Source organism: Pantoea sp. EKM103V (assembly GCF_011800365.1).
Classification (GTDB): Bacteria; Pseudomonadota; Gammaproteobacteria; order Enterobacterales; family Enterobacteriaceae; genus Pantoea; species Pantoea anthophila.
The window spans coordinates 126,870-151,178 of the sequence record NZ_JAALFQ010000011.1; the positions used below are offsets into that span (position 1 = coordinate 126,870).

The following is a 24,309-nucleotide window of genomic DNA, read 5'->3' on the forward strand; positions in this document are numbered from 1 at the left end:
AACTGAAATGATTATGCTGTTCTGCTTTCGGTATTAATATCGCTGTGAATCCCGCCCGGGGTTAAGAGGCATTAATCACCATTTTCCCGGGACAGCGATCAGGCAATTGTAATAAAGCAGAAAAGCCCCCCGTTAAAGCGGGGGCGAACAGAAGATATAGCGCATTATTATAACGACACAGCATCCCTGGTGAGGCGCTGGTTAATCGGATGTTCACAGGTTGCTTTCATCAGCCCTTTCATGCTGGCCGGTGAAACGTGATCTCTGCTGCTGCACTCTCTGAAAAAGTGCCCCCTGTTTAAGGGGGCAAGGGTAGGAGTCAGATCACTCTGTAAAGGAAGTGGATTTCGTTACAGAGCCATTTAAAGATAGGGCAAAAGCGGCCTGAATGCCGCTGCGGTTAACCGTTTTTTTAGTTTGATATCAGATGATTAGAATGATCACTTTAATGCATTTTTAGGTTAATCAATGTGTTAAACGCCAATGAAAACGTTTTCTAAGATTTGGATTAAAGTCCCGTTTCGCTGGCGGACACGGATAAAAATGGCAGGGCAGGGCGTCCTCCGCAGCCGAAAACCAGACAGGCTTGACCGACTCCGGGAATAATTATACTGTTTATATATACAGCTGATGGTAGTGAGACGTTACGGGGGCAATGCAATGCAACAGGATGATGCTGTCTGGATCGCATTCAGAGAGGCGATGAGGCGGGATAGCGAGGGGCTGTGTACGATCAGCACCCGGGACTTTGTCACGCAGCTGGACCTGCACAACACACCTCACACCATGCGAGCGGCGAATGTCTGGATAGAGATCCATATCACGACATTCCGTGATATCTCCACCGAACCGGGTGAGTGCCGGCTGTTTCAGGTTCCTGCGGCGCGCAATTAGCGCGCACCGCAGCACCATCAGGCACTCAGCCTGCCTGCAGAGACAGGCTGAGGCCGCAATCAGGCCCTGACGCTGCTTTGACGCAACCCGGCGCGGTCCTGGTAGTTAGGCCTGGCAGAATAGCTCTTCTCGCAGCCCGTGCGGGCCATATTCAGAGCCACTTTGCGTTTTTTCAGCTTAATTTTCGGTAACCACTCTTTAAACTGTGCCGTCAGCGAGGCCGCCTGCTGTTCGTTTGCAACGCGACAGATAAACAGCTTGCTCTTGGTCTGACGGGTGACATCAATGGCGTAGATCTCAACGCCACTGCTGCATGCTTCATATTCAACATCCGTAAACTGCATGTGTGGCCAAAGACCGGTTCTGGTTTCAAATGTGGCTAAATCCATGATGACTACCTTTTTTTATTGTAAGCGTTAGTGCTGTCCGGCAGGTTAAAACCTGGTCGGGCCAGTGAGCATAGACCAGAATCAGCATTCCGCCAGTCAATTCACTAATTTAATCTGGCCCTGCCACAAATGGCTAAAATCCGAGTTGCAGGTGCTCCCGCCACAACGAGGTTTGCCATGCCCTGAGGCTGCTGAGCGCGCTGACAGGGCAGGATTTCGCTGTCGCGTTCTGCCGCTGACAGCCGCCGTGTACCCTCTCCGGGAGAAGAGCAGGCTTAGCGTTGCCGATTACCTGAGCACTGCTGTTAAATCAGCCACGTTATTATCAGATCGCCACAAATGACATTCAGTGCTTATATCCGGCATTGTTGCTGCATATAACGATAAAGAGTTAAGGGAGGAAAGTGAGCATGGATGGCGGGATGTAAATAATATGTTAACTCTAAAAGAGAATAAGAATCAGCCTCTTTGCGTTGTTAGTTCACTCTGCGTCAGGCGCAAGAAAAAATAAAAAAATATATCTCCCGCGATCAAGTAAAGCCCCGCTGAAGAAAGCCGATAAGAACGATCCAGCATTAACATTTGTTCAAATTATTCTTTCGCCCCAGGGGTTCTTTATGACTATTACACAGCGTCTGGTAATGATTTTCTCACTGCTTGCAATGTCACTGATTGCACTGGTGATTATCTCGTTATCTGTGATTTCGGGTTTTCAGTCCCGTTTTGAATATGTGCAGGTGAACGCGATACCCAGTATTCGCGATCTGAATAAATCGATCAGCGTAACCAATCAGTTAGGCATTGCTCTTTATCGCTATCACAGCACCAGCGATGAGACAAAGTTCCCCGCTGCAGAAGAGCGCATTAATAATCTGCTGCAGCAGATTAAATCGCTGAACGATTATTACATGGCCAATGACATCTCCAGCGATGAAGACAAGGCGATGACAGAACAGGCCAACAGGAATCTGGATGCGGTGCGCAGTGCACTGCCGGCTTTCCTTGCCGCATCGCGCGCTCATGATGACGCAGTCACCCTGCCACTGTTGCAGAGTGAAAATGGTGTGGGCGCTGCAACCCGTAAAATGGAAGCGGACTTCACCCGTCAGATTCAGCTGAACATCGACATCGGCGAACAGCTGCGTGCTGAAAACAAACGCGTCTACACCCAGACCCTGTGGGCGATGTCAGTAGGATCATTACTGGTGATCCTGATTCTGGCTGCCTTCTCCGTTAAGGTGATCGTGGGCATCAAGAGAAGCCTCTCTGGCATCGTGAATACCATGACCCAGGTCAGCCACACGCTTGATCTGACGCATACTGCGGATGTCAGCCGTAAGGATGAGATTGGCCAGACGGCCATGGCGTTTAATCAGCTGCTGGCGCGCGTCTCTGGCACGCTGCTCTCGGTGAATCATGCTGCGCAATCAGTCAGTACGGGTTCAACGCAGATCGCAGCAGGTAACGAAGATCTCTCTGCCCGCACCGAGGAGCAGGCTGCTTCGCTGGAGCAGACCTCAGCGAGCATGGCCACGCTGAGTGAAACGGTGCGGCAGAACTCCGAAGGCGCGCATCAGGCCAGCAGTCTGGCGAATAACGCCAACCATATGTCGATCCAGAACGGAACGGCTGTGAAGCAGATGCTCACCACGATGGATGATATTCGCGCCAGCTCGGCCAAAATCTCGGAAATCACCGGGCTGATTGAAGGCATCGCCTTCCAGACGAATATTCTGGCGCTGAATGCGGCGGTGGAAGCAGCACGTGCCGGTGAACATGGTCGCGGTTTTGCCGTGGTTGCGTCGGAAGTGCGTAACCTGGCACAACGCTCCTCGTCGGCTGCCCGCGAAATCAAAGACCTTATTTCCACGTCCGTTTCGCAGGTTGAGCACGGCTTAGAGCAGGCCAACAGCGTCGGTTCAAACAGCGAAAACGTGCGTCACGCGATCCAGCAGGTCGCCGATCTGGTCAATGAGATTGCCGCGGCTACCTCTGAGCAGAGCAAAGGCATTGAGCAGGTTCATCAGGCGATTGGCCAGATGGACGAAGTGACGCAGCAGAACGCCGCGCTGGTGGAAGAAGCCTCTTCTGCCTCGAAATCACTTCAGGAACAGGCCGAAACGCTGTCGGCGCTGGTCTCGACCTTTACCGTTGAAAGCTCAGGCCGTGTTGCACCGCAGCTGCAGCCACAGACCGCTTCTGCCTTCCGTCCGGCTAAAAAGAGCCGTCAGCCTGAACCGCAGAGTGTTGACCTGAGCAAAGCAAACTGGGAAAGCTTTTAAGCTTTAAGCTGTTCCCGAAAAGCCTCCCCATTGTGGGGGCTTTTTTTTTGCCTTTATTTCATTTTTATTTCAACGCATCACGCTTCTTTAAATTAAATGAAAACGATTTCATTTATTATATTTTCAGGGCCTGCCCGGTAATAACGGTTTGAATATTAATTGCCCGGGAAGGATAAATTAATCTCTTATCCTTAATGATAATTATTCCTGAAAAAAGACGGCAGCTAGTATCGGCTGATTCCGGGCTAACTTTAATTTCTTTATTTTCCAGATGTTGATGCTGAAGTCTGGCTTAAGGCTTTACAGGTGATATTTATCAGGCAGCGTTCATAACATTGATATCTATCGTTATTTTGCAGTTTGGCTTAAGTGAAAGTGGCTGTAACTATCGTCTGTTTATTCACTGTAAAATAACCTGGTGCAATCTATACTCTCTCTTGCTGTTATCCAGCCCTTATTTAACTAAGTAAATTTCATTGCCTTCAGGCGGCTTCGTGCTACGCATAAACCGCTATGGGCTGCATATGAAAAATTCGTAAAAATAAAATTACATTACCCATTTTGGGTATGACATCACCTGTATGCTTAACACATCAGAGCGGAAAAGAATGAAAAAAGTACTCGACCGGATTAATTTGCCAGCAAAATTCCTTTTACTGGGAGCCTTTGCACTGGTGCTATTTGTTTTACCCACTTTTCTCTTTATTCAGACGGGCAATCAGCTCATTGACACAAAGAAAGTTGAACTCACCGGTATTCCGGTTGAGAAAAAAGTCCTGCAGCTGCTGAGCCTGCTGCAGCGTCATCGGGCAGAAAGCGCCATCGCCATTGGCCAGAACAGAATGGATAACCCACCGCGTCTGGCTTTAGTGACCCAGATCAACAGCGTATCTGAAAGCATTGCTGCCGATCTGCGTCAAAGCAGTGAGCAGGCGCAGCCATTAACGCGTCTGGACCAGGTTAATCAGGAGTGGCGTCAGCTGCAGGAGGATCTGGTGGGCGGACGACTGACGCTGGCGACCAGCCTGGCACGGCACACGCATCTGATCCAGGTTCTGCTGGAAACGAATCAGGATGTACTGGATTACTACCAGCTCTCACTGGATGCTGATTTGAATACCTACCAGCTGATAGTCAGTGTTTATAGCCGACTGCCGCTGCTGACCGAGACGCTGGGTCAGATCCGTGGCGGGGGGGCCTCACTGATCGCCAGCGGTAACATCTCTGATGCCGATCGCAGTCGCCTGGCCTTCCAGATCGATAATGGCAAAACGGCACTGTCACAGTTCAGCAGTAACATGGATAAGGTGTTCACTATTGAACCGGATCTCAAAGCGATGTTCGGCGAGCTGGCGCAGAATGCCAGACAGCAGGCTCTGAATGCCCTGCAGCAGGCTGAAGGGGCGATTGTGACCGGGAATGTCACTATTACGCCGGTTGAATATGTCCGCATCTTAACCGAAGCGATTAATCGCTATGGCATGCTGGGCAGTCAGAGCAGCAACCAGCTGCAGATACTCCTGCAGTCACAAATCGATGAGCGCCGACATGCACAATATCTGTTGCTGTCCGGCCTTCTGGCGATTGCCCTGCTGGCGATCCTGCTGGCCGTGATGATCACCCGTTCGGTCACCCGGCCGGTCAGAGAGGCCGTGGAAGTCGCCAGTCGCGTCGCCGCCGGTGATCTGACGGCAGAGCTGACCGTGTCCGGCAGCAACGAAATGGCTGAGCTGCTGAATGCCCTGATGCAGATGCAGCAGCGTCTTGCCCAGCTGGTCTCCGATATCAAAGGCAACGCCGCGACTATCGCCAGCTCGTCGGAAGAGATTGCCCGCGGCAATGGCGACCTCTCATCACGTACCGAAGAGCAGGCGGCGTCCCTGGCGGAAACGGCTGCCAGCATGGAGCAACTGGCGTCCATCATGCAGCAGAATGCCGAGAACACCCGCTTTGCCTCTGAACGCGCGGATTCTGCGACGCAGGCGGCCCTCTCCAGTGGCTCGGCCATGGATTCGGTGATGGAAACCATGCACAAAATCCGCGGCAGTTCGGGACAAATTGAAGAGATCACGTCGGTAATCGACAGCATTGCTTTCCAGACCAACATTCTGGCACTGAATGCGGCGGTTGAAGCGGCGCGTGCCGGAGAGCAGGGTAAAGGCTTTGCCGTTGTTGCCTCAGAGGTGCGGGCGCTGGCACAGCGTTCAGCGACAGCAGCCAAAGAGATCAAGAGTCTGATTGAGCAGTCGGTGCTTCATGCGCAGGAAGGGATCACGATGGCCCGGAACGCAGGCGACAGAGTGAAGCAGAGCGTCAGCGCGATTGAACAGACTTCTCAGCTGATGCGCGATATCTCCTCCTCTACGGAAGAGCAGACCAGCGGCATTTCGCAGGTCAATATTGCGGTCAATCAGATGGATCAGGTCACCCAGCAGAACGCCGTGCTGGTTGAAGAGTCCGCTTCTTCTGCGGATGAGCTTGCCGGGCGGGCCGTGCAGTTGCGTACCCTGGTCGCGCTGTTTAAAACGGCCTGATAAGACCGGAACAGCCGTCGCCTGAAGGGGCGGCTGTTCGGTTACTGTGTCACGCCTGATGATCCTGCAGACAGGCGAGATACTTCTCTCCCGATCGCATCACCTTCTCTTTCGCCTGCTGAAGAATATCCTGACCTTCAAAGGCGCCATAAAGCTGTCCGAATGTCACACCCGAGAGCCGCTGCAGAATGTCGCCAACCGTCGCCGCAGAGAGCGGCAGCATGTTCGGATAGCTCCACATAAACGACACGCCATGCGCACCCGGCGTAACCTGCAGAATATCACCCGCCAGAATGATCCCGTCGCCTTCGTCCCGGTGCAGCACGCAGCCACCCGGGAAATGCCCCCCCAGCCGTAACAGCGTCACACCCTGCATCAGCGTCAGCGAGTCGCCCTGCCAGAGCCGGATATGCGGGCTCTCCCGGACGATCCACTGCCGATCACGGGCATGCAGATGAATGGGCGCGTTAAACGCCTCTGCCCACTCCTGCATCGTGGTGTAGTAGTGCGGATGTGAAATCGCGATGGCATCAATGCCGCCCAGCGCCGCGATCAGCGTAAAGGTGGCATCATCAAGGTTGGCAAGGCAGTCCCACAGCACGTTGCCCTGCGGCGTCCGCAGCAGAAAAGCGCGCTGGCCGATGGCAAAAGCGGGCACGGTTTTAAAACTTAACAGCGCCTCACTGTGTGCCGTCCATTTATTGGCATGGCTGGCGCGCAGCTGGTCGAACGGGATCCAGCCCTGACCCGAAGCCGGGATATACTGACGTTCATCCTCACAGATTTTACAGTGCTGATGAGTGGCCGAAACAGGATAGGCGGTGCCACAGGCGGTACATAACAGGGTCATGATGTTCTCCTTTGTCTCGATCGGGATGATGCGCACCCGGCGGCGCCTTTATCGTCTCAGGGCTGACGGCGCAGGGTAATCCGGGTCAGCTCCGAGGGGCGGCCCAGTCTTATCGCCATGCCAGGCCAGAGCGCCGTGCCGTTGTTGACATAGAGCTGCATTCCGCCGACCTGATAAAGCCCGGAAACAAAACCGGCGTTGGGTTTTGCAAACAGGCGATCCAGCCCGATGATCAGACCTCCGTGCGTATGGCCGGAGAGCTGCACATCGACACCCTGTGCGGCGTTCTCGCGGGCATGACGTGGCTGGTGGTCCAGCAGAATAATCGGGGCGTTTTCGGGAACCTGCTCCAGCGCCCGGGCCAGATCGGGGCCGGTCGCCTTTCGGCGCGGCGCGGAGGCGTCGGGCAGACCCGCAATGACCAGGCTGGCTTCACCGCGCTGAATCACCGTATGGCTGTTAAGCAGCGGCTGCAGCCCCAGCGAAGCCAGATGCGCCGTCCAGATCGCCTGATGAAAGAAATATTCGTGATTGCCGGTGATGGCCCAGACGCCATCGGGCGCAGCCAGACCGCGCAGTGGCGCAACATCATGCCGCCGGTGTTCCAGGCTGCCATCGATCACATCCCCCGTCACCACAATAAGGTCGGGCCGGAGGGACATCGCCCGCTCCACCATGGCGCGGGTCCAGGCAGCATTAAACAGTCGCGTGATATGCAGGTCGGTCAGTTGCAGAAGCTGATAGCCATCAAACTCAGCAGGCAGATTCGGCAGGAACAGCGTCACCTCTTTGACGGGAGGCACCCGTATTGCCTGCTGAACCCCGAAAGCCGCCAGCCCCATTGCCAGCATGACGGTCAGATAGCGCGCACCGGGCGACAGCGGCAGCGGATGTCGCAGCAGCAGGGCAAGCAGCATGACAGCATCCAGCACGATCTGAAACACGGCCAGTAACAGCACGGTGCCGTAAGCCCAGTTAAACAGAATGATGATGGCGCGGGGCATCTCTGCTGAGAAGATCCCGCCGGATGTGAAGCGACTCACCAGCAGATATTGAGAGGCCAGCAGCGCCAGTGCAGAGAGCAGGATTTTTACGGACAGGGGCAGGGACAAAGGAATAATGACGCGAGCAATGACATACCAGCTGGGTAAGCTGAAAATCAGGTGAAACATGGCAATCTTCCGGTGAGGCGCTGACGGTCAGCGCAGGCAGTTAAGAGAGGATAGCGAATGAAACCGTTTTAGCACGGTAAGGTATAGGATGAGTTTGCCGGGTCTGCTTCACGGCAGGTGCTCTGGCCGTGTTCAATCCGGCGCAGCGGGCCGCCTGGCCGGGACAAAAAAACCCGCGTGACCGGCACGCCGGCCACGCGGGTAACATCAGGTCTCACCCTTTGCGACACACGGGATCAGCGCAGAACACCCGACGTTGTCTGCGTCTCATCCGTCACGCGCGTCATGGCGATCGGAATGCTTTTGTAAGCCGGAATGCCGCTCTGCGTGTCGTGGCTGTCGAGCGGCACCATCACGTTGGCTTCCGGATAGTAGGCCCCGACCGATCCGGGTGCCATATCGATAATCACAATCGTCAGGTTTTTCATCTGGCGGGAGGTAGGATTGCCCTCCGGGTCCAGCGCCATCAGATCGACACGGTCGCCCACCCGCAACTGGCGTTTCTCCGCCTCTTCGGCATTAATAAACAGCACATCACGACGGCCCGTGACGCCACGATAGCGGTCGTTCAGCCCATAAAGGGTCGTGTTGTACTGGTCGTGACTGCGCAGGGTGGTCAGCACCAGGTCATGGCATTTCAGCGAGCGGGGATCTTCATTGATGCCCTGCATCACTTTGAACTGCGCCTTACCGGAAGGCGTATGCCAGACGCGTTCTGATGCGGCGTTATAGAGCCGGAATCCACCCGGGTGCTTAATCCGCTCGTTGAAGTTTTCGAACGCCGGAAAGACCGCTTCGATGGCGTCACGGATGCGGCTGTAATCGGCTGCCATCGCGGACCAGTCCACCACGCTGTCTGGCAGGGTCGCTTTAGCCAGCGCGGCCACCAGTGCCGGTTCCGATTTGAGATGCGGCGATGCCGGATCGAGCGAGCCGCGCGAGGCATGCACCATGGACATCGAATCTTCCACCGTCACACTCTGCGCGCCCGTTGCCTGCACATCCGTCTCCGTGCGGCCCAGCACCGGCAGCAGATAGTTATGCCTGCCGAGCAGCAGGTGTGAGCGATTCAGCTTGGTCGCCATATGCACAACCAGATCGAGATTGCGCATCGCCGGGAAGGTGACCTGGGGATCGGAGATCGCTTCTGCCAGGTTACCACCCAGACAGAGCAGCGCTTTGGCTTTGCCATCGCGCATCGCCTTAATCGCCTCAACGGCACCATGACCATGCTTCTGCGGTGGCCGGAAGCCAAACACTTTCTCAATACTGTCCAGCAGCGATTGCGGTGGGATCTCCGTAATGCCCACCGTGCGGTCGCCCTGAACGTTGGAGTGACCGCGTAACGGACAGATACCTGCACCGGGTTTACCGATGTTGCCGCGCATCAGCAGCAGGTTGGCAATCTGCTGCACATTCTGGGTGCCGTACTGGTGCTGAGTGATCCCCATGCCGTAGCAGATAATCGTGCGTTCAGCGCTGGCATAGAGCCGGGCAACGTGCTGGATCTCTTCACGCGTCATCCCCGAGACCTTCAGGATATGATCCCAGTCGGTGCTCTCCAGGTCGGCTTTCAGCGCGTCGAAGCCTTCGGTGTGCTGAGTGATAAACGCCTCATCAATGACGCCCGGTTTGCCTTGACTCAGCGCTTCTTCATGCAGGGCCAGCAGGATTTTCATCACCCCTTTCAGCATCGCTGCATCGCCGCCCACCCGTACTTTGTAATAGGTTGAGGCCAGCTCAGTCGAGCTGAGCGACAGCATCTCTATCGGGCTTTGCGGTGAGGTAAAGCGCTCCAGACCGCGCTCCCGCAGGGGGTTGATCGCCACAATCGTGCCACCACGCTTGGCGACTTCGCGCAGCGTCCCCAGCATGCGTGGGTGATTCGTACCGGGATTGTGACCAATGCATAACACCAGGTCGCAGTGGTCGAAATCCTCCAGCTCCACGGTGCCTTTGCCGACGCCGATAGACTCCGGCAGCCCGACGCTGGTGGGTTCATGACACATGTTTGAGCAGTCGGGGAAATTATTGGTGCCATATTCGCGGGCGAAGAGCTGCCACAGAAACGCGGCTTCATTTGAGGCCCGGCCGGAGGTGTAAAACTCCACGCTGTCCGGGTCTTCGTAACTGCGCAGGTGTTCACCAATCTCACGAAACGCGGTCTCCCATTCGATGGGCTGATAGGTATCAGATGCGGCATCGTACTTCATCGGATGCGTCAGGCGGCCTTCGCCCTCAAGGTGCAGTGCGCTTCGCTCCCATAGCTCTGTCACCGTATGGGCGGCAAAGAAGGCGGGTGTGGTGCGTTTGCTGGTCGCTTCCCATGAAACGGCTTTTGCCCCGTTTTCGCAGAACTCAAAGGACGAGGCATGTTGCGGATCCGGCCAGGCACATCCCGGGCAGTCAAAGCCCTGCGGCTGGTTAACTTTGAACAGGGCGATAACATCCTGTTTTACCGACATCTGGCCGCGGATAGCATCGGCAACCGCCTTTAATGCACCCCAGCCACCGGCCGCGCCACCATAAGGGGCAATGCCATTTGTGCGATTTTGCTCTTTCATAATGCTCCACATTGTCTCTATTGTTATCGGCTAAGTCTGGTACAGAAAATCGTTAACCGCGTGGATTCTGGCTAATATGTCGCGAAATTCTTTCTCAAAATGTTTCGGTGGGTGCTGCGCCATCCTTTTCAGCGCGAAAATAAGCAGAGCGCCGCGCTGTTTTTGTCGGGAAATAAGCGAGGCGGACTGTCATGACTTAACAGGAATATCGTGCGTAATTTAAGCCTGGTAAGGGTTGATATCGCTTTTGAATTTTTAACTGACTGTTTTTATGTATTTTAATAAAAATGAATGGCGCGGAAAGTACCCGGAAATTAATTAGTTTCTGATGGGGAAAGTTGTGTCGATAAATTTCCTGACCTCTATTAAAGCGGCAATAATATTCACAGCCGCAGAAGGGCAATATCAACAGAGGGTGCAGCGTGCCTGTTCAGCGTAAATATGACGGCAGCGTATTCTTGTGTTGCGCGCCTGCCGTAATGACAGAGGCGGTTGCTCAGGCTATATCTTCACGATCCCCGCGCGTCGTGGGATGCGAAATAACCAGAAATTCGACCGCGCCATCACCGTTATTCTGCGCCTGATGTGCAGATTGCGGGGGGATTTCGATACCCTGTTGCGCGCTGATATCCTGCACGGTGCCGTCAAGCTCCATCGTCAGCACTCCGCTAAGGACAAAGAAAAACTGTCTGGACGCCGCATGATAGTGCCGTTTCTCACGTGTGCCGGGCGGCATTTTTTCATGAATGATTAACATATCCTGGCGGTTGACCAGGTACCAGCCGTCGCATCTGTCATCCCACTGATAATGTTCCGCATTCTCTTTTGAAATCATCGTTCTGCTCCGGCGTCGTCGCTCATCTTCTCTGGCTGACTATAGCTGGCCAGGAAAGTGATTCTCAAACATTTATTTCAGCCATCGTTTTCTTCCTGCGCAGCCTGATATTCTGACTGACGAGCGCCCGTTGGCAATCTGGCGCATGATCGCTGGCGATGAGTGGCAGGCTGCCACGGAGGATAAGAGATGCAGTGGTGTAATCAGGCGCAGTCTGACATCCGTCTTGAGTGGGGGCCCGCGGCCGTCGGTTACGTTGCTCAGGATGTGGACTGTATTGTCATCGTTGACGTCATGTCATTTTCCACCTGTGTCAGTCTGGCGGTCGACCAGGGCGCACAGGTTTATCCGTACCCCTGGAAAGATGCCTCTGCGTTGACGTATGCAGACAGCATTGGAGCAAGGGCAGCCAGCCCTGACAGGCTGAGTGGTTCAGGCGGTTTCAGTCTCTCTCCGGCGTCGATGCTAAAACTGGCCGCGGGCGAAAAACTGGTGCTTCCCTCTCCCAATGGTTCAGCGATTTCGTTCCTGGCGCGGGAGAGTGGCGTGACGGTATTCAGCGGCTGTTTCCGGAATCTCTCACTCACTGCCAGAGCCTGTCGTGACTTCCGGCGCGTCCTGGTTATCCCCTGCGGCGAGCGGTGGCCTGACGGCACGCTTCGCCCTGCGATCGAAGACTATCTGGCCGCAGGCGGCATTATTGCCGCTATCGGACGTGACCGCTGTTCCCCGGAAGCGCAGGGGGCGGTCGCTGCCTGGCAGCAGATGAATCCGTTATCCCTTCGCGAGTGCTCTTCAGCCCGGGAACTTCAGCAGCGCGGGTTTGGTGAGGATGTCGATCTCTGTCTGGAGGTGGACAGCGGGCAACAGGCGTGTCAGTTGCAGGGTGATTTTTATACCGCCCGGCAGTGAAGGATCTGAGCCTGTCAGTGCGCGTTCAGCGACCCGACAGGCGGGAAGGGCAGAGGTTACTTCTTCTTATTCATCATCGATTTCAGGTCAGCAAAAGGATTGTAGGTGGCTTCACCGACATCCTTTTGTGCATCCTCGCCTGCCACGACGCGGGTGCCGTACTGGTCAGCCTCGGTATACTTCGAGTGCTCATGGTCATGACAATAGAGACACAACAGTTCCCAGTTACTGCCATCTTCCGGATTGTTGGTGTGGTCATGGTCAATATGGTGAACCGTCAGTTCACGCAGGTTTGAATAAACAAACTCGCGCGAACAGCGACCACACACCCAGGGATAGAGTTTGAGTGCTTTTTCACGGTAGCCGCTTTCAAGCCGCGCATAGTTTTTAGGGATTAAAGCCATTGCCGAAAGTACCTGTTATGCAGAGAGGTTCACGAGAGTGCTGTCAATATATCCCACAATCGGACAGAAGAAGAGATCATCCTCTCCTGTTGTGAAGAAGTGGGTTAAAACAGCCATTTATTTCAATCGCATAGCCGGAATAAATGGCTGTTTCCCGCTTTGCTTACGGCGTTCCACTAAATGTAATGCAGAACACCATAAACGGCCCAGAAAATGGCGTTAGCACCAAGATAAGTCCAGCATCCCCAGTAGGCAATGGGTTCGCGGCGAGTGCGGAGTTTAGGCAGAAAGGCCAGTAAATAGAGTGCAGAGGCAATAAGCGAAACGAAATAGAAAAATTTCATCGTTCTCTCCTGATTAATATCCTTTATTTCAGGATAGTCAGGACTGACTATTTTGCGCGGTGCTTCATCACAGGCGTGCTTACCCCTCCCTCTGCCAGCCTGTATCAGTGACGTTCAGAAGGAAACAGAGCGAAAAGTCGGAGTGAGAACACCGGACGTTGTCGGCAGAGATGCCACTCCATGGCGTACAAATTCCTAAAGCGCTTTATTCAGAACTACTTAGAAGGACGGCGACTAATCTTGCCTCCTTTCCGACCCGCTTCCCTGGCTTTTTCATGATCATTTTTGAAATTGCCCCCACTGACCTTGCCTCCTGCACTGCCAGCTTCACTCGCGCGTTCTGGATCGTTGGCAAAATTACCGGCACCACCTCTGTATTTCTGTTGTGTCATAGAAAGACCTCCTATCAGTGTTCCGTGAGATAAAAAGGACTAGCTAGTCACAGCAGGAAGGATAGTCGTCCGCTTCGTTTAAGCAAAGGCTGACGATGAATTCCTTGATAAGCGGAGGGGTAATGAATGAATTTTTAGCCCCGGCAGGGTCATGGCAGTTGAACTACGCTTAAAAGCCTGACGAAAAAGGAGAACGCAATGCGTAATGACACCTTAATCGACACGCTGGAGCTGGGTTCCGGTGGACAGAAACAGAAATATGAAATTTATGGTGATGATGACCAGACGCCCACTTATGCCGTGATCTACCGGCAGCAGGGCGAGAGATGGCAGGCCCTGGAAGAGAAACTTACTTTCGCTGCGCAGGATGAACAGCAGGAGGCAACAGGATCAATGGGCTACGGCTCCGGCGATACATTGCCAGATTTGCGCGATCTGCCCGCTGAAGCGCGGGCGCGGTGCGAAGAACACTGGCAGGAGCAGAACGAAGGGTAGCGGGAAAGTGTGCCGCTCAGTTCCTGAAACCGTGCGGCCACGTAATTTATCCGGATGCGGCGGAAGAGAAGCCCACGCAGCTTTATATCTTCCTGGCCTGCCGCTGTCCGGGGTTACATTATGCTAATAAAATGTAACAAATTCATTGATTAAACCACCTGCAGCAATCGTTAAAGGTTTTCCCACTACGGGCGATAACCCATAGGCGTTGAGCCCGCCGATCATTGACGAAACCGGTACTCAGCGCCGAGTTCTGAACGCGAACGGACCTGCATTTAGCCCTCCTTTTACACACCAGTAAACGCAAAATTTTTGCGTAAGTTAATCTTATAAAAGCGAAAATAATAATATGTCGATCATCAAGACGATCAAAAGTCGCCTGCCTGCTGCGCGTCTCCGGCGTAGCAGCCAGCCAGCAAATGGCACTTACGATTGCCGTGCAATGCCTGATTCACTCTCTTCCATCGGCCTGAGCGCACGCGCGGGCGGGATCCTGATGACCTTTGTTCCGCCTGAGGCGGATTTCCGGCGCGTCAGTCAGGCCTGGCAACGCTTTACGTCTGCCGATCTGACGGTGCTGACACTCTCCTCGAATGGCGCGCTGAGCAGCAGCCGTCCACAGAGCACTTACTGTGAGGGGAATGGTCCGGAAGGGAGCTATCTCTGGCTGCCGGACACGCTGATCGCCCGTCATGAGACGCACATTGTCGATCTTCACGTCGCCGATACGCAGACCGCCAGCCAGCGCATCAGCGCCATTCAGCAGGAGCTGGCGCGGTTGCCGGTGCGGATGCCGCTCTCTGCCGACCGTACTTTCGCCATGATTTACTGTGACGGGCTTTCCGCATCAGAAGGTTTTCTGATGCAGGCCTGGTACAACAGCGGCCGCTTTCCCTGCCTGGCCATTGGCGGTTCAGCGGGCGGCCGGATTACCTTTGATGGCACCTGGATCGGTGTCGGTGGCAAGGTGCTGCAGGGCAAAGCGGTGATCGTTTTCTGCCAGATGGCGCCAGGAAAATCCTTTGCGCCGTTTAAAAGCCAGAACTTTACGCCACGCGATCAGAGCTGGCTGATTGCTGAAGCTGACCCGGTCGCGCGTACCGTCACCTCGGTATTTAACCGTCACGGTCAACAGCAGCCCTTTGTTCCGGCGCTGTGTGAGCACCTCAACTGCAGTGAAGCACAACTGGCCGAGCGGCTGAAAGGGTTAACCTTTGGCGTTAAAGTCGGGGATGAGTTTTTTATCCGCTCCATTGCCAAAATCGAATCCAGCGGCGTGCAGTTTTTCTGCGACCTGGAGTTTGGCGACCGGCTGTTCCTGATGCAGGAAAAAGATTTCCAGCAGACGACGCAGCAGGAGTGGCAGGCGTTTACCGCTCAGCATGGTAAACCGGCGGCGATTCTGATGAATGACTGTATCCTGCGCCGCGTCGGCAATGCCGACAAGCTGCACAATGCCCATTTCTTTAAAGGGATTGCCGCTGCCGGTTTTTCCAGCTTCGGCGAAATTCTGGGCGTGCCGATCAACCAGACGCTTTCGGCGCTGGTCTTCTTCAATCGCGATGTGAAAGCCATGAGCCAGTTCCCGGTGGAGTATGCCGGTTATGCCGCGCATTACGCGCAACGCGGTCTGCGTCGCTGGGAAGCGCTGAACAGCATCCAGACGCGGGTGCTTGATCGGGTCATCACCTATCAGCAGGCATTGACTCCGCTGATGGAAGCGCTGCCGGTTCTGGAACTGGCGACCCAGAGCCAGGGCGAAACCCTGAGCCTGGCGGAGAGCAGTATCCGTAACATCAGTAACATCGCGACGGAAAGTCAGCAGGCACAGGGCCGGCTGGATGAGGGGCTGGACGATCTGGAGAAAATTTCTAACGGCATCAACGACATTACGCACGGCATCAGCAACATTGCTTTCCAGACCAATATTCTGGCCCTGAATGCGGCAGTCGAAGCGGCGCGCGCAGGCGAGGCGGGACGCGGCTTTGCCGTGGTGGCGGGCGAGGTTCGTCGGCTGGCGCACTCGTCGAAAGAGCAGGCTGAAGCGACCGCGAGTAACATCAGTGAGGCCGTAAGCACCATCTCACGTATCCGGCTGGTGGCCAGTGATTCAGCGCAGACCGCCGCGCAGATGGCAGAGCGCAGCATCAGCGCAGCCGACACGCTGGCTGCCATGAATCAGCAGACGCGACATGAGCGCGCCGATATTGCGAAGCACCTCGGCAGCCTGCGTGAACTCACGCAGGGCATGGACGCGATGCAGGAGGCAGTAGCCCAGCTCAAGGTGCTGCAGACGCTCTCCGGCGCACAGGTTAAAGGCTGATTTATCTCGATAAAATGTAAGAAATTGCGATATAAGCGCATCGGCCAGGCAAGCCGCGCCCGCAGTTGTTACACTTGTCGGTGATTAACCACGCAGAGGTATAAATGAAAATCAAAAGTTATGCAGCCATGCAGGCTGGCCAGGCCCTGGAACTCTATGAGTACGATGCCGCCGAGCTGGCAGCCGAAGAAGTTGAAGTCGAGGTCGAGTATTGTGGCGTCTGCCACTCAGACCTGTCGATGATCGACAACGAATGGGGCATCTCTCAGTTTCCGGTGATCGCCGGACACGAAGTCATCGGCCGGGTCTCTGCCCTGGGTGATGCGGCTAAAAACAAAGGACTCTCTGTCGGTCAGCGAGTGGGCATTGGCTGGACGGCAAAAAGCTGTCAGCACTGTGATGCCTGTATCAACGGCGAACAGGTTAACTGCCAGCAGGGCAGTATCCCGACCATCATGAATAAAGGTGGTTTTGCCGAGAAGCTGCGCGCTGACTGGCAGTGGGTGATCCCGCTGCCGGAGAAGCTGGATGCAGCGACCGCGGGTCCCCTGCTGTGTGGCGGGATTACCGTCTTTAAACCGCTGCTGATGAGCAACATTACTGCCACCAGCCGCGTCGGCGTGATTGGTATCGGCGGTCTGGGCCACATTGCGATCAAGATCCTGCACGCGATGGGCGCCGAAGTTGTGGCCTTCAGTTCAACGCCGGATAAGAAGCAGTCAATCCTGGATATGGGTGCTGACGAAGTGGTTAACAGCCGCGACGCTGAAGCCCTGAAGAAACAGGCGGGTCGTTTTGATCTGATCCTGAGCACCGTCGCTGTCGACCTCGACTGGAAGCCCTATTTCGCTGCGCTGGCTCCTCAGGGCAAATTCCACACCGTGGGTGCTGTGATGAAGCCGATTGAAGTGAGTGCTTTCGAACTGATCATGGGTGACAAGGCGGTGACGGGGTCGTCCACCGGTTCGCCAGGCCAGCTGCGTTCCCTGCTGCGCCTCGCTTCCCGGGCTGACATTGCCCCTCAGGTTGAGTATTTCCCGATGTCTGACATCAATAAGGCGCTGGACCACGTTCGTGCCGGTAAAGCCAATTACCGTGTGGTACTGAAAGCCGATTTCTGATGGAAGCCTGAATAGTCATGCCGCAGCAGCCTGCTGCGGCATTTTTTTATCTTCACTGTGTGACTAATCCCTCTTCCAGAGCCGCGGCAATGACGTCATCTGCTGTGACGCCGAACCATTTTTCTGTCGGACATGCCCGATGACGACGATGCCAGGCGGCAACCATCTGATAGCCCAGCGTATACCCATACCAGCGACGATATGCACCGGTGCCGAAGAACCAGGCTGAATGGTCGTACCGGGCGCTTTGCAGCGTCGTCAGGGGGACCGGGTTAGCCTGTAATTCACTGCGCTCGATGGCACACTCCCAGGGTTCTGCCGCTGTTTCCAGCAGCCAGCAGACAAACTGACCGGCCAGGCCTTCGCTGACTAATGCTTCCCCCAGCGTCCAGCCATAACCGGGCCCGCGCATGCGCAGACAGTGATGGACCTCGTGCACGATCTGCCGCATCAGCCTGCCATTTTCCAGCTCCCGGGACAGGTTCGGGTTTGCCGGATCAATGGCCATGCCGAACAATGTCGAACTGTAAGCCCTGCCTGCAAAACCTGTTTCAGGTATCACAGCCTCGGGTACACACTGAATTAATATATCCAGAAGTGGAACGTCTGTTACGCACGAGAGATGGTGGAAGGCGGTTTCAGCGGCCCTGACGATAACCGATTCGTACTGCCTGACCTGACCTGATGCCTCCAGCCAGTGCAGTTTCCAAAGATGGTTCACAGGGAACTCCTTTCAGGGGGATAGTCATTTCTCTATCAGGCAGTCTGGCCTAATCCTGTCGAATCTGAAAACGATGCCTTTTATCACTGACAGGAGGGGCTGAAAACATCGACGGGTATCGCATCAGGTATCGACTGCTGTCCCGATATTCTCGCCAGCACGATGACATTGCCATCGTGCTGGCGCATGGTGGTGCCGACTTATGGGGAAGGTAGTCAGGCACAGTTTCTTGATTGACCGGTGTTTAATAACATACGCGGCGGGATGGGGCATGACCAGGGTAAGGATCAGGGCCTGGTCATGCCTGAATACCGCGATCGGCTGCAGCGGGCAACCAGCGTAACGGCAGTACGTTCACCCTGATCAGATCAGGAAATCATCCAGCGACTGACCCTTATCAATGGCTGTTTTGATCACGCTGGGCGTCCGGCCCTGACCTGTCCAGAAGTGAACCTGGCCCTGATCATCGCTGTAACGGTATTTCGCCGGACGCTTCGCCCGTTTCTTTTTACCGGGAGCCGGGGTCGGGGTGCTGTTGACCAGCTCCGCCGGATCAATGCCTTCTTCCTGCAACAGCTCCTGGTAGAAGGCCAGTTTCTCCGCCTTCTCACGCGCCTCTGCTGCCCGCGCATTTTCCTCTTCGCGACGCTCGTTCACCACGGCCTCTAATTTCTGATGTAACTCTTCCAGCGTGGCCACAGTCAGATGGCGTGCCTCGGCGCGAAGCGTGCGGATATTATTCAGGCTGTTCAGGTTCTTATTCATACAAAATTCTCAAATACTCAAGTTAATCAATAAAGTGCAAATTTTTCAGCGGGCAAGGGTAACACTGACCCGCATGCCATTTGAAGTCTCTCTGTAGATTTATGCACTGCTTTTCCGGTTTTGGGTGTGTTCCCTGAGTTGACCCGACGTAATATAAAAGCGAAATCTGCTGATAAAATAGCGATTATCGCTATCGAAAGGGGATTGCGGGATTTACATTTTTGCCGGGGGATAACTGTGCTTAAATCAGTCAACAGGTTTTATTAAGGACAGGCATGAAGTTTCGCCGTAAAAATGATGAGACAGCGTCAGGGATTTCCCCCCTTCTCAGAAGCATTACGCTGTCAGGCGTATTGCTTGCTGTCCTGGTGATTGGATCCGATCTCTGGACGTTGCGTGAAGACTGGAACAACACCGTCAGGAAAGTTGAAGATACGGCGGTCAACCTGTCGCTGTCGCAGGCGCGCCAGGCGGACGATACGTTTTTACAGACCGAACTCTCTTTGCGTGAATTACAGCGCGAGCTCGAAAAGCAGATTGCGACGAACGGGGTAGATGGCCGGGGGCTGAGCGAGACAATGCGCCTGCTGCAGAGCCGTCTGCCTCAGCTTCATGGCCTGTTTTACTATGATGCACACGGTAAGTGGATAGCAACTTCCATGAACCGTATCCCGCCTGATATCAATAACGCCGATCGCGAATATTTTGCTTATCACCGCTCCAGTCTGCGAAACACTCTGCATGTTGGCCCGGTATTGCGCAGTCGCACCACACATGAACTGGTGATTCCGGTGACGCTGCGCGTTAATGATGCCTATAACGGGTTTCGCGGCGTTTTACTGGCTACCATCAAGGTGGACTATTTCCGCCGTTTTTACAGCTACTACGAACTCAGTGAAGGGGATGTCCTGGTGCTGATGCTGGCAGACAGTACGGTGCTCTACGCCCGGCCAATGCCGGATAGCTACATCGGCAAAAACCTCTCAGTGAGTCCGCTTTTCCTGCAGATGCTGGCGAATGCCGACAAAGGCAGCGGTCAGTGGACTGCCGCGCTGGATGGTAAACAGCGCATCTTTGGTTTTGTCCGATCGCAGCGCTATCCGCTGGTGGTTGCCGCCGGGTATGACAAACGCGCCCTGTTTCAGCACTGGCTCAGAGGCTGGGTACAGGATCTGATACTGAGCCTCATCCTGCTGGCCGTTATCATCTTACTGGGTAACTTTGTACTGCGTCAGGCACGGCATACGCTGCGGTATCAGCGTGAGCTGACCCGACTGCGCGATGAGCTGACTGCTGCTAACCGCTCCCTGGAAAATCTGGCACACAGTGATGGCCTGACAGGCGTCGCCAACCGGCGCTATTTTGATCAAATGCTGATGCAGAGCCTGCAGAAGGCGGCGCTCAGCGGCGAGCCCGTATCACTGATTCTGTTTGATATCGACTATTTCAAACGTTACAACGATACCTATGGCCATGTGGCCGGTGATGACTGTCTGAAAAAAGTCGCTGCCGTGCTGGCAGAGAAGACGCGGCGCAAAAACGAACTCACGGCACGCTACGGCGGAGAAGAGTTTGCGATTATTCTGCCGGATCAGCCGCTGTCAGCCGCGCTCCATCTCGCTGAAACCCTCATCGAAGCCGTTAATCAGCTTGATATTCCGCACCTCAATTCTGAACTGCCGCAAAAGCATGTCACGCTGAGTGCTGGCTGTGCTGTAAGCCTGGCGGCTGACTCTCCGTCAGCGCCTCAGGCGTTGATAGCGCGCGCGGACGAGGCTCTGTATCGTGCAAAACGGGCAGGGCGAAACAAGGTCATGGGTGAAGAGCAGTAACGCGGAAGATCAGCCATTGAGGGAGCTAATGTGATGTCAGGAGGGTATGACAGACATGCATGACGGGGTTAGTTTCATCGCGTTTCGCTAAACAACAGGATGCAGAAAACCCGCCGGGCAACGCCTGGCGGGTTTTGATAAACGCCTGCCGGATTAAATCAGGAAATCGTCCAGCGATTTACCTTCATCAATGGCAGCTTTAATCGCAGAAGGGGTACGGCCCTGACCGGTCCACTGCTTAACTTCGCCATTTTCATCGGTGTACTGATATTTGGCAGGGCGGGGCGCACGCTTTTTCTTCTCTGTCGGCGCAGTCTGCATACCATTTAACAGCTCGTTAGGATCGATACCTTCCTGCAGCAGTAATTCGCGGTATTTTGCCAGTTTTTCTGCTTTTTCACGATTAGCCGCTTCTGAAGCCTGCGCTTCTTCACGACGCTCGCTAACGACAACGGAGAGTTTTTCCAGCATTTCTTCTAAAGCAGCAAGATCAAGTTCGCGAGCGTTAGCGCGAAGGGTACGGATATTATTCAAGCTATTGAGAGTGTCACTCATCAAAGTCACCATAGTCATGTTCAGATAATAAAATACAGAGCGGGTTCACGCTGATGCTTTTCGTCAGACCTGCTTTTTTAGGATGCTTGCCTTCGAAGAATCAAATACAGAACCTGGAGTTCAACACAGCCATATTAATCGCTTTCTGAGAGAGTTGAAACTCTATTTAGCGCATCAGCGTTAAACAAAAGTAAATTTATGCATTTTTACCCTTTTCTCACGTACGCTGTCAAAAAAAACCTGTCAGCCCTCATCGGATAATTCAGTCTGTTACCAGACTTGTTCGCCATTTTTCAAGCGAAGCCGTGTGCTCTCAGATTAGGTACATGAGCAGAAAAAGATAAAATTATTTACACCGGGCGTCAGATAAACGGCGAATGCTTATCCTGTCAGGAAGGGATAAGCTGTGAAAACCCTTATTAAATAACGCCAGAGCGGTTAATTCCAGGCCGACTGGTTAGCCCGGAATTATTTTTAACACACTGTATTTGATTGATTTTTATTTGGAGTGGCCTGGTGCTGTTAACATAATCAGGATGCGGATAGTTTACTAAACGTTGTGCCGTTTGGCTTTAATACGTTACGCGAATACGTGCTTAAACCGATGGACATAACTTAAGCGGAATCATGCGACGCTAATCCGTTCTTCAGAGAGTATTTACGGTTCTAATTACTCTGCGTACAGGCACAGACTGGACAACTAAGTGCATCAGGGGGCGCTAATGTCATCGTGCGTAATATTATCTGACGGTATTATTGCACAGGATGCATTAAACGTGGCACATCATTGCTGTCTGAGGTGGGTGAGGATCTTATGATCAGCATCGTAAAAACATTGCAAAGCGCACAGGTATCGACAGCCTGTTGCATGACACCCTGCAAAATAGCGCCCCTGACTATCCGCTAACCTTGGCGGGCATTAACAGAGTCCGATGGTTGCCTGATGTAATTAATTTGCCTTTAAGAAGCGTACAGTTTAACGCTGTATATAACAGCCAGAGTACAGATGTCGATACCGGCTCAGGCTTTGATATGCCCGTCTCGCCAGATAATATGGTCAGATTTTACACGGTTATAAACAGCTGAGACCGTTCTGAGCCTGAAAATGGCATCATGGATCAGGTGATCCGGAAAACGTTGCGCTGTCGGGTTGAGCTACACTCAGAGAACAGAGGGGTTAACAGCAGCGTCAGGATTGATTAGGCGGGGGAGTAACGTGTTTAAGGGGAATAAAAAGTCATTACCGGTTCGTTACTGTCAAATGTGCAAAAAACCGATGAGCTGGCGGAAAAAATGGGAAAGATGCTGGGAGGAAGTGAAATATTGTTCTGAACGCTGCCGACGCGCGGCGCATGCACAGCGCAGGGATCAGGCAGAGAACGATCCTCTGTAAAACGTTATAACGGTGAAACAGAACGGGCCAGAAGGCGTTCTCCCGGCCACGCCTGTCATCAGATCATCACTGCTGAACCTCAATCTGTTGCCAGCCCTGTCTGAACATACAATCTTTCACCAGGATTTCGCGCTGACTTTCGTTCGCGTCACTGGTGGAGTAGTCGGTATCCGTTGTTTTATGCTTGTCGTCGTGAGATGTGTATTTGCCACTGACAATGTTATCAGGCGGCAACTCACGCAGCGCCTGAGCCTGACACGCGGTTTCTGCCATCATCTCCTGCTGATCAGAGGCATCAGGTTTAACCCATTTGTACTGAACGCATCCGGTCAGACAGAGAGTGAAGAAAAGTAACAGGAAAGGTTTCATCATCTGTTTCTCAGCGATTATTAAAAAGTCATACCGCTAACGACATACGTGGTTTTAACGCCGGCGGCTATAATTACTGGCCCAGTCTCCAGGCTATAGCCCGTTCCTGTCTGAGCAACCTCAACGTCATCTATCGTCTTTTTATCCACTGACTGTCCGGATAGATACCGCTGGAGGAGTGGCCCGTCTCTGCCTCAAGGGTAGTGAAGTGTTTACCCTGTTCTGCGTTGAGGCCTGTCGCCATTGCAGAGGAAGAGGCACACAGTGCTAAGCCAGGACCGCTCAAACGACATTCCATCGAATCTGTTTTCCGCGAAGTCAGAGGATGAGGTAACTCTGCTCAGTGCAGAAAAGGCCTATTTTTGTACAATTTCCTTAACATCATGCTGCTGGAGCTGATGCATATTTCCATCTGTATCTTTATAGGCAATCATGCCGGTCTCTTTGTCTTTAGCCGGCTTGCCTTTGGTGGTAATCATGTGCCCATCCGTGGTTGAGATGATGTAACTCCCGGAGCAGGCAGCCAGTGACATGGCTGAGAGCATCATGGCAAGGATAATGGCACTTTTGTGGATAAAGGCAGAGGATTTCATAACCGTTCCCGTATATTCCTGTTTAAGACGATGCCGTATTATGTTTTCGCATTCTTAAACGACGTGATAACGGTAGGGCGTTCTAAAAATTTACGTGAATTAAATTGATCTGGATCATTTATAACAAGCTGAGCTCCCTCTCTTAACGGCAGCCTTATCCAGCCACTAAAAGCCGCTTTAACTTCTGGCAGAACAATGACGCCGAAGAGTACACACGCTTATCTTTGGCGGTATCCATAGATGTCGCATCGGGATAAAGCCTCAATGTAATTACAGGTTACTATTGGATTTCAAATTAACCCTACATTTGCCACTCATCTGAGTGGATCTTCTTTACATAAATCGCTGAGTCATTAAGGCGTTATAGCCGACGCCAGGGGAGGGTGTTTGCCGGATCAGGACGAATTGAATGATGTTACTTGCTTAACAGCCCGCGAGGAATTACGTTTTGAAAGACAATTCAGAGAGCAGGATATAGCATCCATAACAGCATCCTGGCACTTATACCGGATAATGGAAGCTACGACAGTCTGCGCCATAATGTGCAGGCGGAAAAGAAAGAGCAGATTA

22 protein-coding genes are annotated in these 24,309 nt (G+C 53.7%); 9 read left to right on the forward strand and 13 right to left on the reverse strand.

The window, feature by feature from the left end:
• Nucleotides 1-660 precede the first annotated feature (660 nt).
• Nucleotides 661-894 (forward strand): hypothetical protein, encoded by a 234-nt coding sequence (locus HFD97_RS18725; protein WP_009093263.1) that lies wholly within the window; start codon nt 661-663, stop codon nt 892-894.
• Nucleotides 895-953: 59 nt separating this feature from the next.
• Here HFD97_RS18725 and HFD97_RS18730 read toward each other — a convergent pair whose 3' ends face one another.
• The gene (locus tag HFD97_RS18730; RefSeq protein WP_046103071.1) at nt 954-1,283 is read right to left on the reverse strand and encodes a hypothetical protein; all 330 of its coding nucleotides are present in this window, start codon (nt 1,281-1,283) and stop codon (nt 954-956) included.
• A 617-nt stretch (nt 1,284-1,900) separates the two neighbouring features.
• Here HFD97_RS18730 and HFD97_RS18735 point away from each other — a divergent pair.
• Nucleotides 1,901-3,565, forward strand: a complete 1,665-nt coding sequence (locus HFD97_RS18735) for a methyl-accepting chemotaxis protein (protein ID WP_150030325.1) — start codon at nt 1,901-1,903, stop codon at nt 3,563-3,565.
• Nucleotides 3,566-4,173: 608 nt separating this feature from the next.
• Nucleotides 4,174-6,099: a methyl-accepting chemotaxis protein gene (locus tag HFD97_RS18740; RefSeq protein WP_150030324.1), complete on the forward strand. Its 1,926-nt coding sequence runs from the start codon at nt 4,174-4,176 to the stop codon at nt 6,097-6,099.
• Between the two features lie 49 nt (nt 6,100-6,148).
• Here the strand turns inward: HFD97_RS18740 and HFD97_RS18745 are convergent, their stop codons facing one another.
• The 4 genes from HFD97_RS18745 to HFD97_RS18760 form a co-directional block, all read right to left on the reverse strand.
• A complete protein-coding gene (locus tag HFD97_RS18745; protein WP_167432317.1) occupies nt 6,149-6,949 on the reverse strand; it encodes an MBL fold metallo-hydrolase in 801 nt (266 codons plus the stop codon).
• 56 nt (nt 6,950-7,005) lie between these two features.
• Complete coding sequence (locus HFD97_RS18750) at nt 7,006-8,121, reverse strand: metallophosphoesterase (RefSeq protein WP_167432316.1); 1,116 nt, start codon at nt 8,119-8,121, stop codon at nt 7,006-7,008.
• A gap of 236 nt (nt 8,122-8,357) precedes the next feature.
• A complete protein-coding gene (locus HFD97_RS18755) occupies nt 8,358-10,685 on the reverse strand; it encodes an FdhF/YdeP family oxidoreductase (protein WP_167432315.1) in 2,328 nt (775 codons plus the stop codon).
• 496 nt (nt 10,686-11,181) lie between these two features.
• Nucleotides 11,182-11,520, reverse strand: coding sequence for a cupin domain-containing protein (locus HFD97_RS18760; protein ID WP_167432314.1), 339 nt, complete (start codon nt 11,518-11,520; stop codon nt 11,182-11,184).
• Between the two features lie 189 nt (nt 11,521-11,709).
• On the opposite strand from HFD97_RS18760, the gene HFD97_RS18765 reads away from it, so the two are divergent.
• Nucleotides 11,710-12,432: a 2-phosphosulfolactate phosphatase gene (locus HFD97_RS18765; protein WP_167432313.1), complete on the forward strand. Its 723-nt coding sequence runs from the start codon at nt 11,710-11,712 to the stop codon at nt 12,430-12,432.
• Between the two features lie 56 nt (nt 12,433-12,488).
• On the opposite strand, the gene yajD is transcribed toward HFD97_RS18765, so the two are convergent.
• The 3 genes from yajD to HFD97_RS18780 all read right to left on the reverse strand — a co-directional run bounded on the left by yajD (nt 12,489) and on the right by HFD97_RS18780 (nt 13,572).
• Nucleotides 12,489-12,836 carry an HNH nuclease YajD gene (gene yajD / locus HFD97_RS18770; protein WP_009093119.1) on the reverse strand — a complete coding sequence of 116 codons (348 nt, stop codon included), beginning with the start codon at nt 12,834-12,836 and terminating at the stop codon, nt 12,489-12,491.
• 176 nt (nt 12,837-13,012) lie between these two features.
• The gene (locus tag HFD97_RS18775; protein ID WP_162836542.1) at nt 13,013-13,180 is read right to left on the reverse strand and encodes a hypothetical protein; all 168 of its coding nucleotides are present in this window, start codon (nt 13,178-13,180) and stop codon (nt 13,013-13,015) included.
• A 215-nt stretch (nt 13,181-13,395) separates the two neighbouring features.
• Entirely contained in the window at nt 13,396-13,572 is a 177-nt protein-coding gene (locus HFD97_RS18780) for a general stress protein (protein WP_009093122.1), read from the reverse strand.
• 198 nt (nt 13,573-13,770) lie between these two features.
• Between HFD97_RS18780 and HFD97_RS18785 the strand changes: the two genes are divergently transcribed.
• From HFD97_RS18785 to HFD97_RS18795, 3 genes are all read left to right on the forward strand, one after another.
• A complete protein-coding gene (locus HFD97_RS18785; RefSeq protein ID WP_167432312.1) occupies nt 13,771-14,067 on the forward strand; it encodes a hypothetical protein in 297 nt (98 codons plus the stop codon).
• Between the two features lie 349 nt (nt 14,068-14,416).
• Entirely contained in the window at nt 14,417-16,390 is a 1,974-nt protein-coding gene (locus HFD97_RS18790; protein WP_167432311.1) for a methyl-accepting chemotaxis protein, read from the forward strand.
• A 104-nt stretch (nt 16,391-16,494) separates the two neighbouring features.
• Nucleotides 16,495-17,511, forward strand: coding sequence for an NAD(P)-dependent alcohol dehydrogenase (locus tag HFD97_RS18795; RefSeq protein WP_009093125.1), 1,017 nt, complete (start codon nt 16,495-16,497; stop codon nt 17,509-17,511).
• Between the two features lie 52 nt (nt 17,512-17,563).
• Here HFD97_RS18795 and HFD97_RS18800 read toward each other — a convergent pair whose 3' ends face one another.
• Nucleotides 17,564-18,019, reverse strand: coding sequence for a DUF2268 domain-containing putative Zn-dependent protease (locus tag HFD97_RS18800; protein ID WP_244319825.1), 456 nt, complete (start codon nt 18,017-18,019; stop codon nt 17,564-17,566).
• Nucleotides 18,020-18,595: 576 nt separating this feature from the next.
• Nucleotides 18,596-18,997, reverse strand: a complete 402-nt coding sequence (locus HFD97_RS18805; protein ID WP_140029906.1) for an H-NS family nucleoid-associated regulatory protein — start codon at nt 18,995-18,997, stop codon at nt 18,596-18,598.
• Nucleotides 18,998-19,272: 275 nt separating this feature from the next.
• On the opposite strand from HFD97_RS18805, the gene HFD97_RS18810 reads away from it, so the two are divergent.
• A complete protein-coding gene (locus HFD97_RS18810) occupies nt 19,273-20,829 on the forward strand; it encodes a sensor domain-containing diguanylate cyclase (protein ID WP_167432310.1) in 1,557 nt (518 codons plus the stop codon).
• A 153-nt stretch (nt 20,830-20,982) separates the two neighbouring features.
• Here the strand turns inward: HFD97_RS18810 and HFD97_RS18815 are convergent, their stop codons facing one another.
• On the reverse strand, nt 20,983-21,384 hold the full coding sequence (locus tag HFD97_RS18815; protein ID WP_009093130.1) for an H-NS family nucleoid-associated regulatory protein: 402 nt from the start codon (nt 21,382-21,384) through the stop codon (nt 20,983-20,985).
• Between the two features lie 1,216 nt (nt 21,385-22,600).
• On the opposite strand from HFD97_RS18815, the gene HFD97_RS18820 reads away from it, so the two are divergent.
• Nucleotides 22,601-22,777 (forward strand): DUF2256 domain-containing protein, encoded by a 177-nt coding sequence (locus HFD97_RS18820; RefSeq protein WP_072215522.1) that lies wholly within the window; start codon nt 22,601-22,603, stop codon nt 22,775-22,777.
• 66 nt (nt 22,778-22,843) lie between these two features.
• Here the strand turns inward: HFD97_RS18820 and HFD97_RS18825 are convergent, their stop codons facing one another.
• Both HFD97_RS18825 and HFD97_RS18830 read right to left on the reverse strand, forming a co-directional pair.
• A complete protein-coding gene (locus tag HFD97_RS18825) occupies nt 22,844-23,149 on the reverse strand; it encodes a hypothetical protein (RefSeq protein WP_058958130.1) in 306 nt (101 codons plus the stop codon).
• A 353-nt stretch (nt 23,150-23,502) separates the two neighbouring features.
• Nucleotides 23,503-23,739: a YgdI/YgdR family lipoprotein gene (locus HFD97_RS18830; RefSeq protein WP_167432309.1), complete on the reverse strand. Its 237-nt coding sequence runs from the start codon at nt 23,737-23,739 to the stop codon at nt 23,503-23,505.
• Between the last annotated feature and the right edge of the window lie 570 nt (nt 23,740-24,309).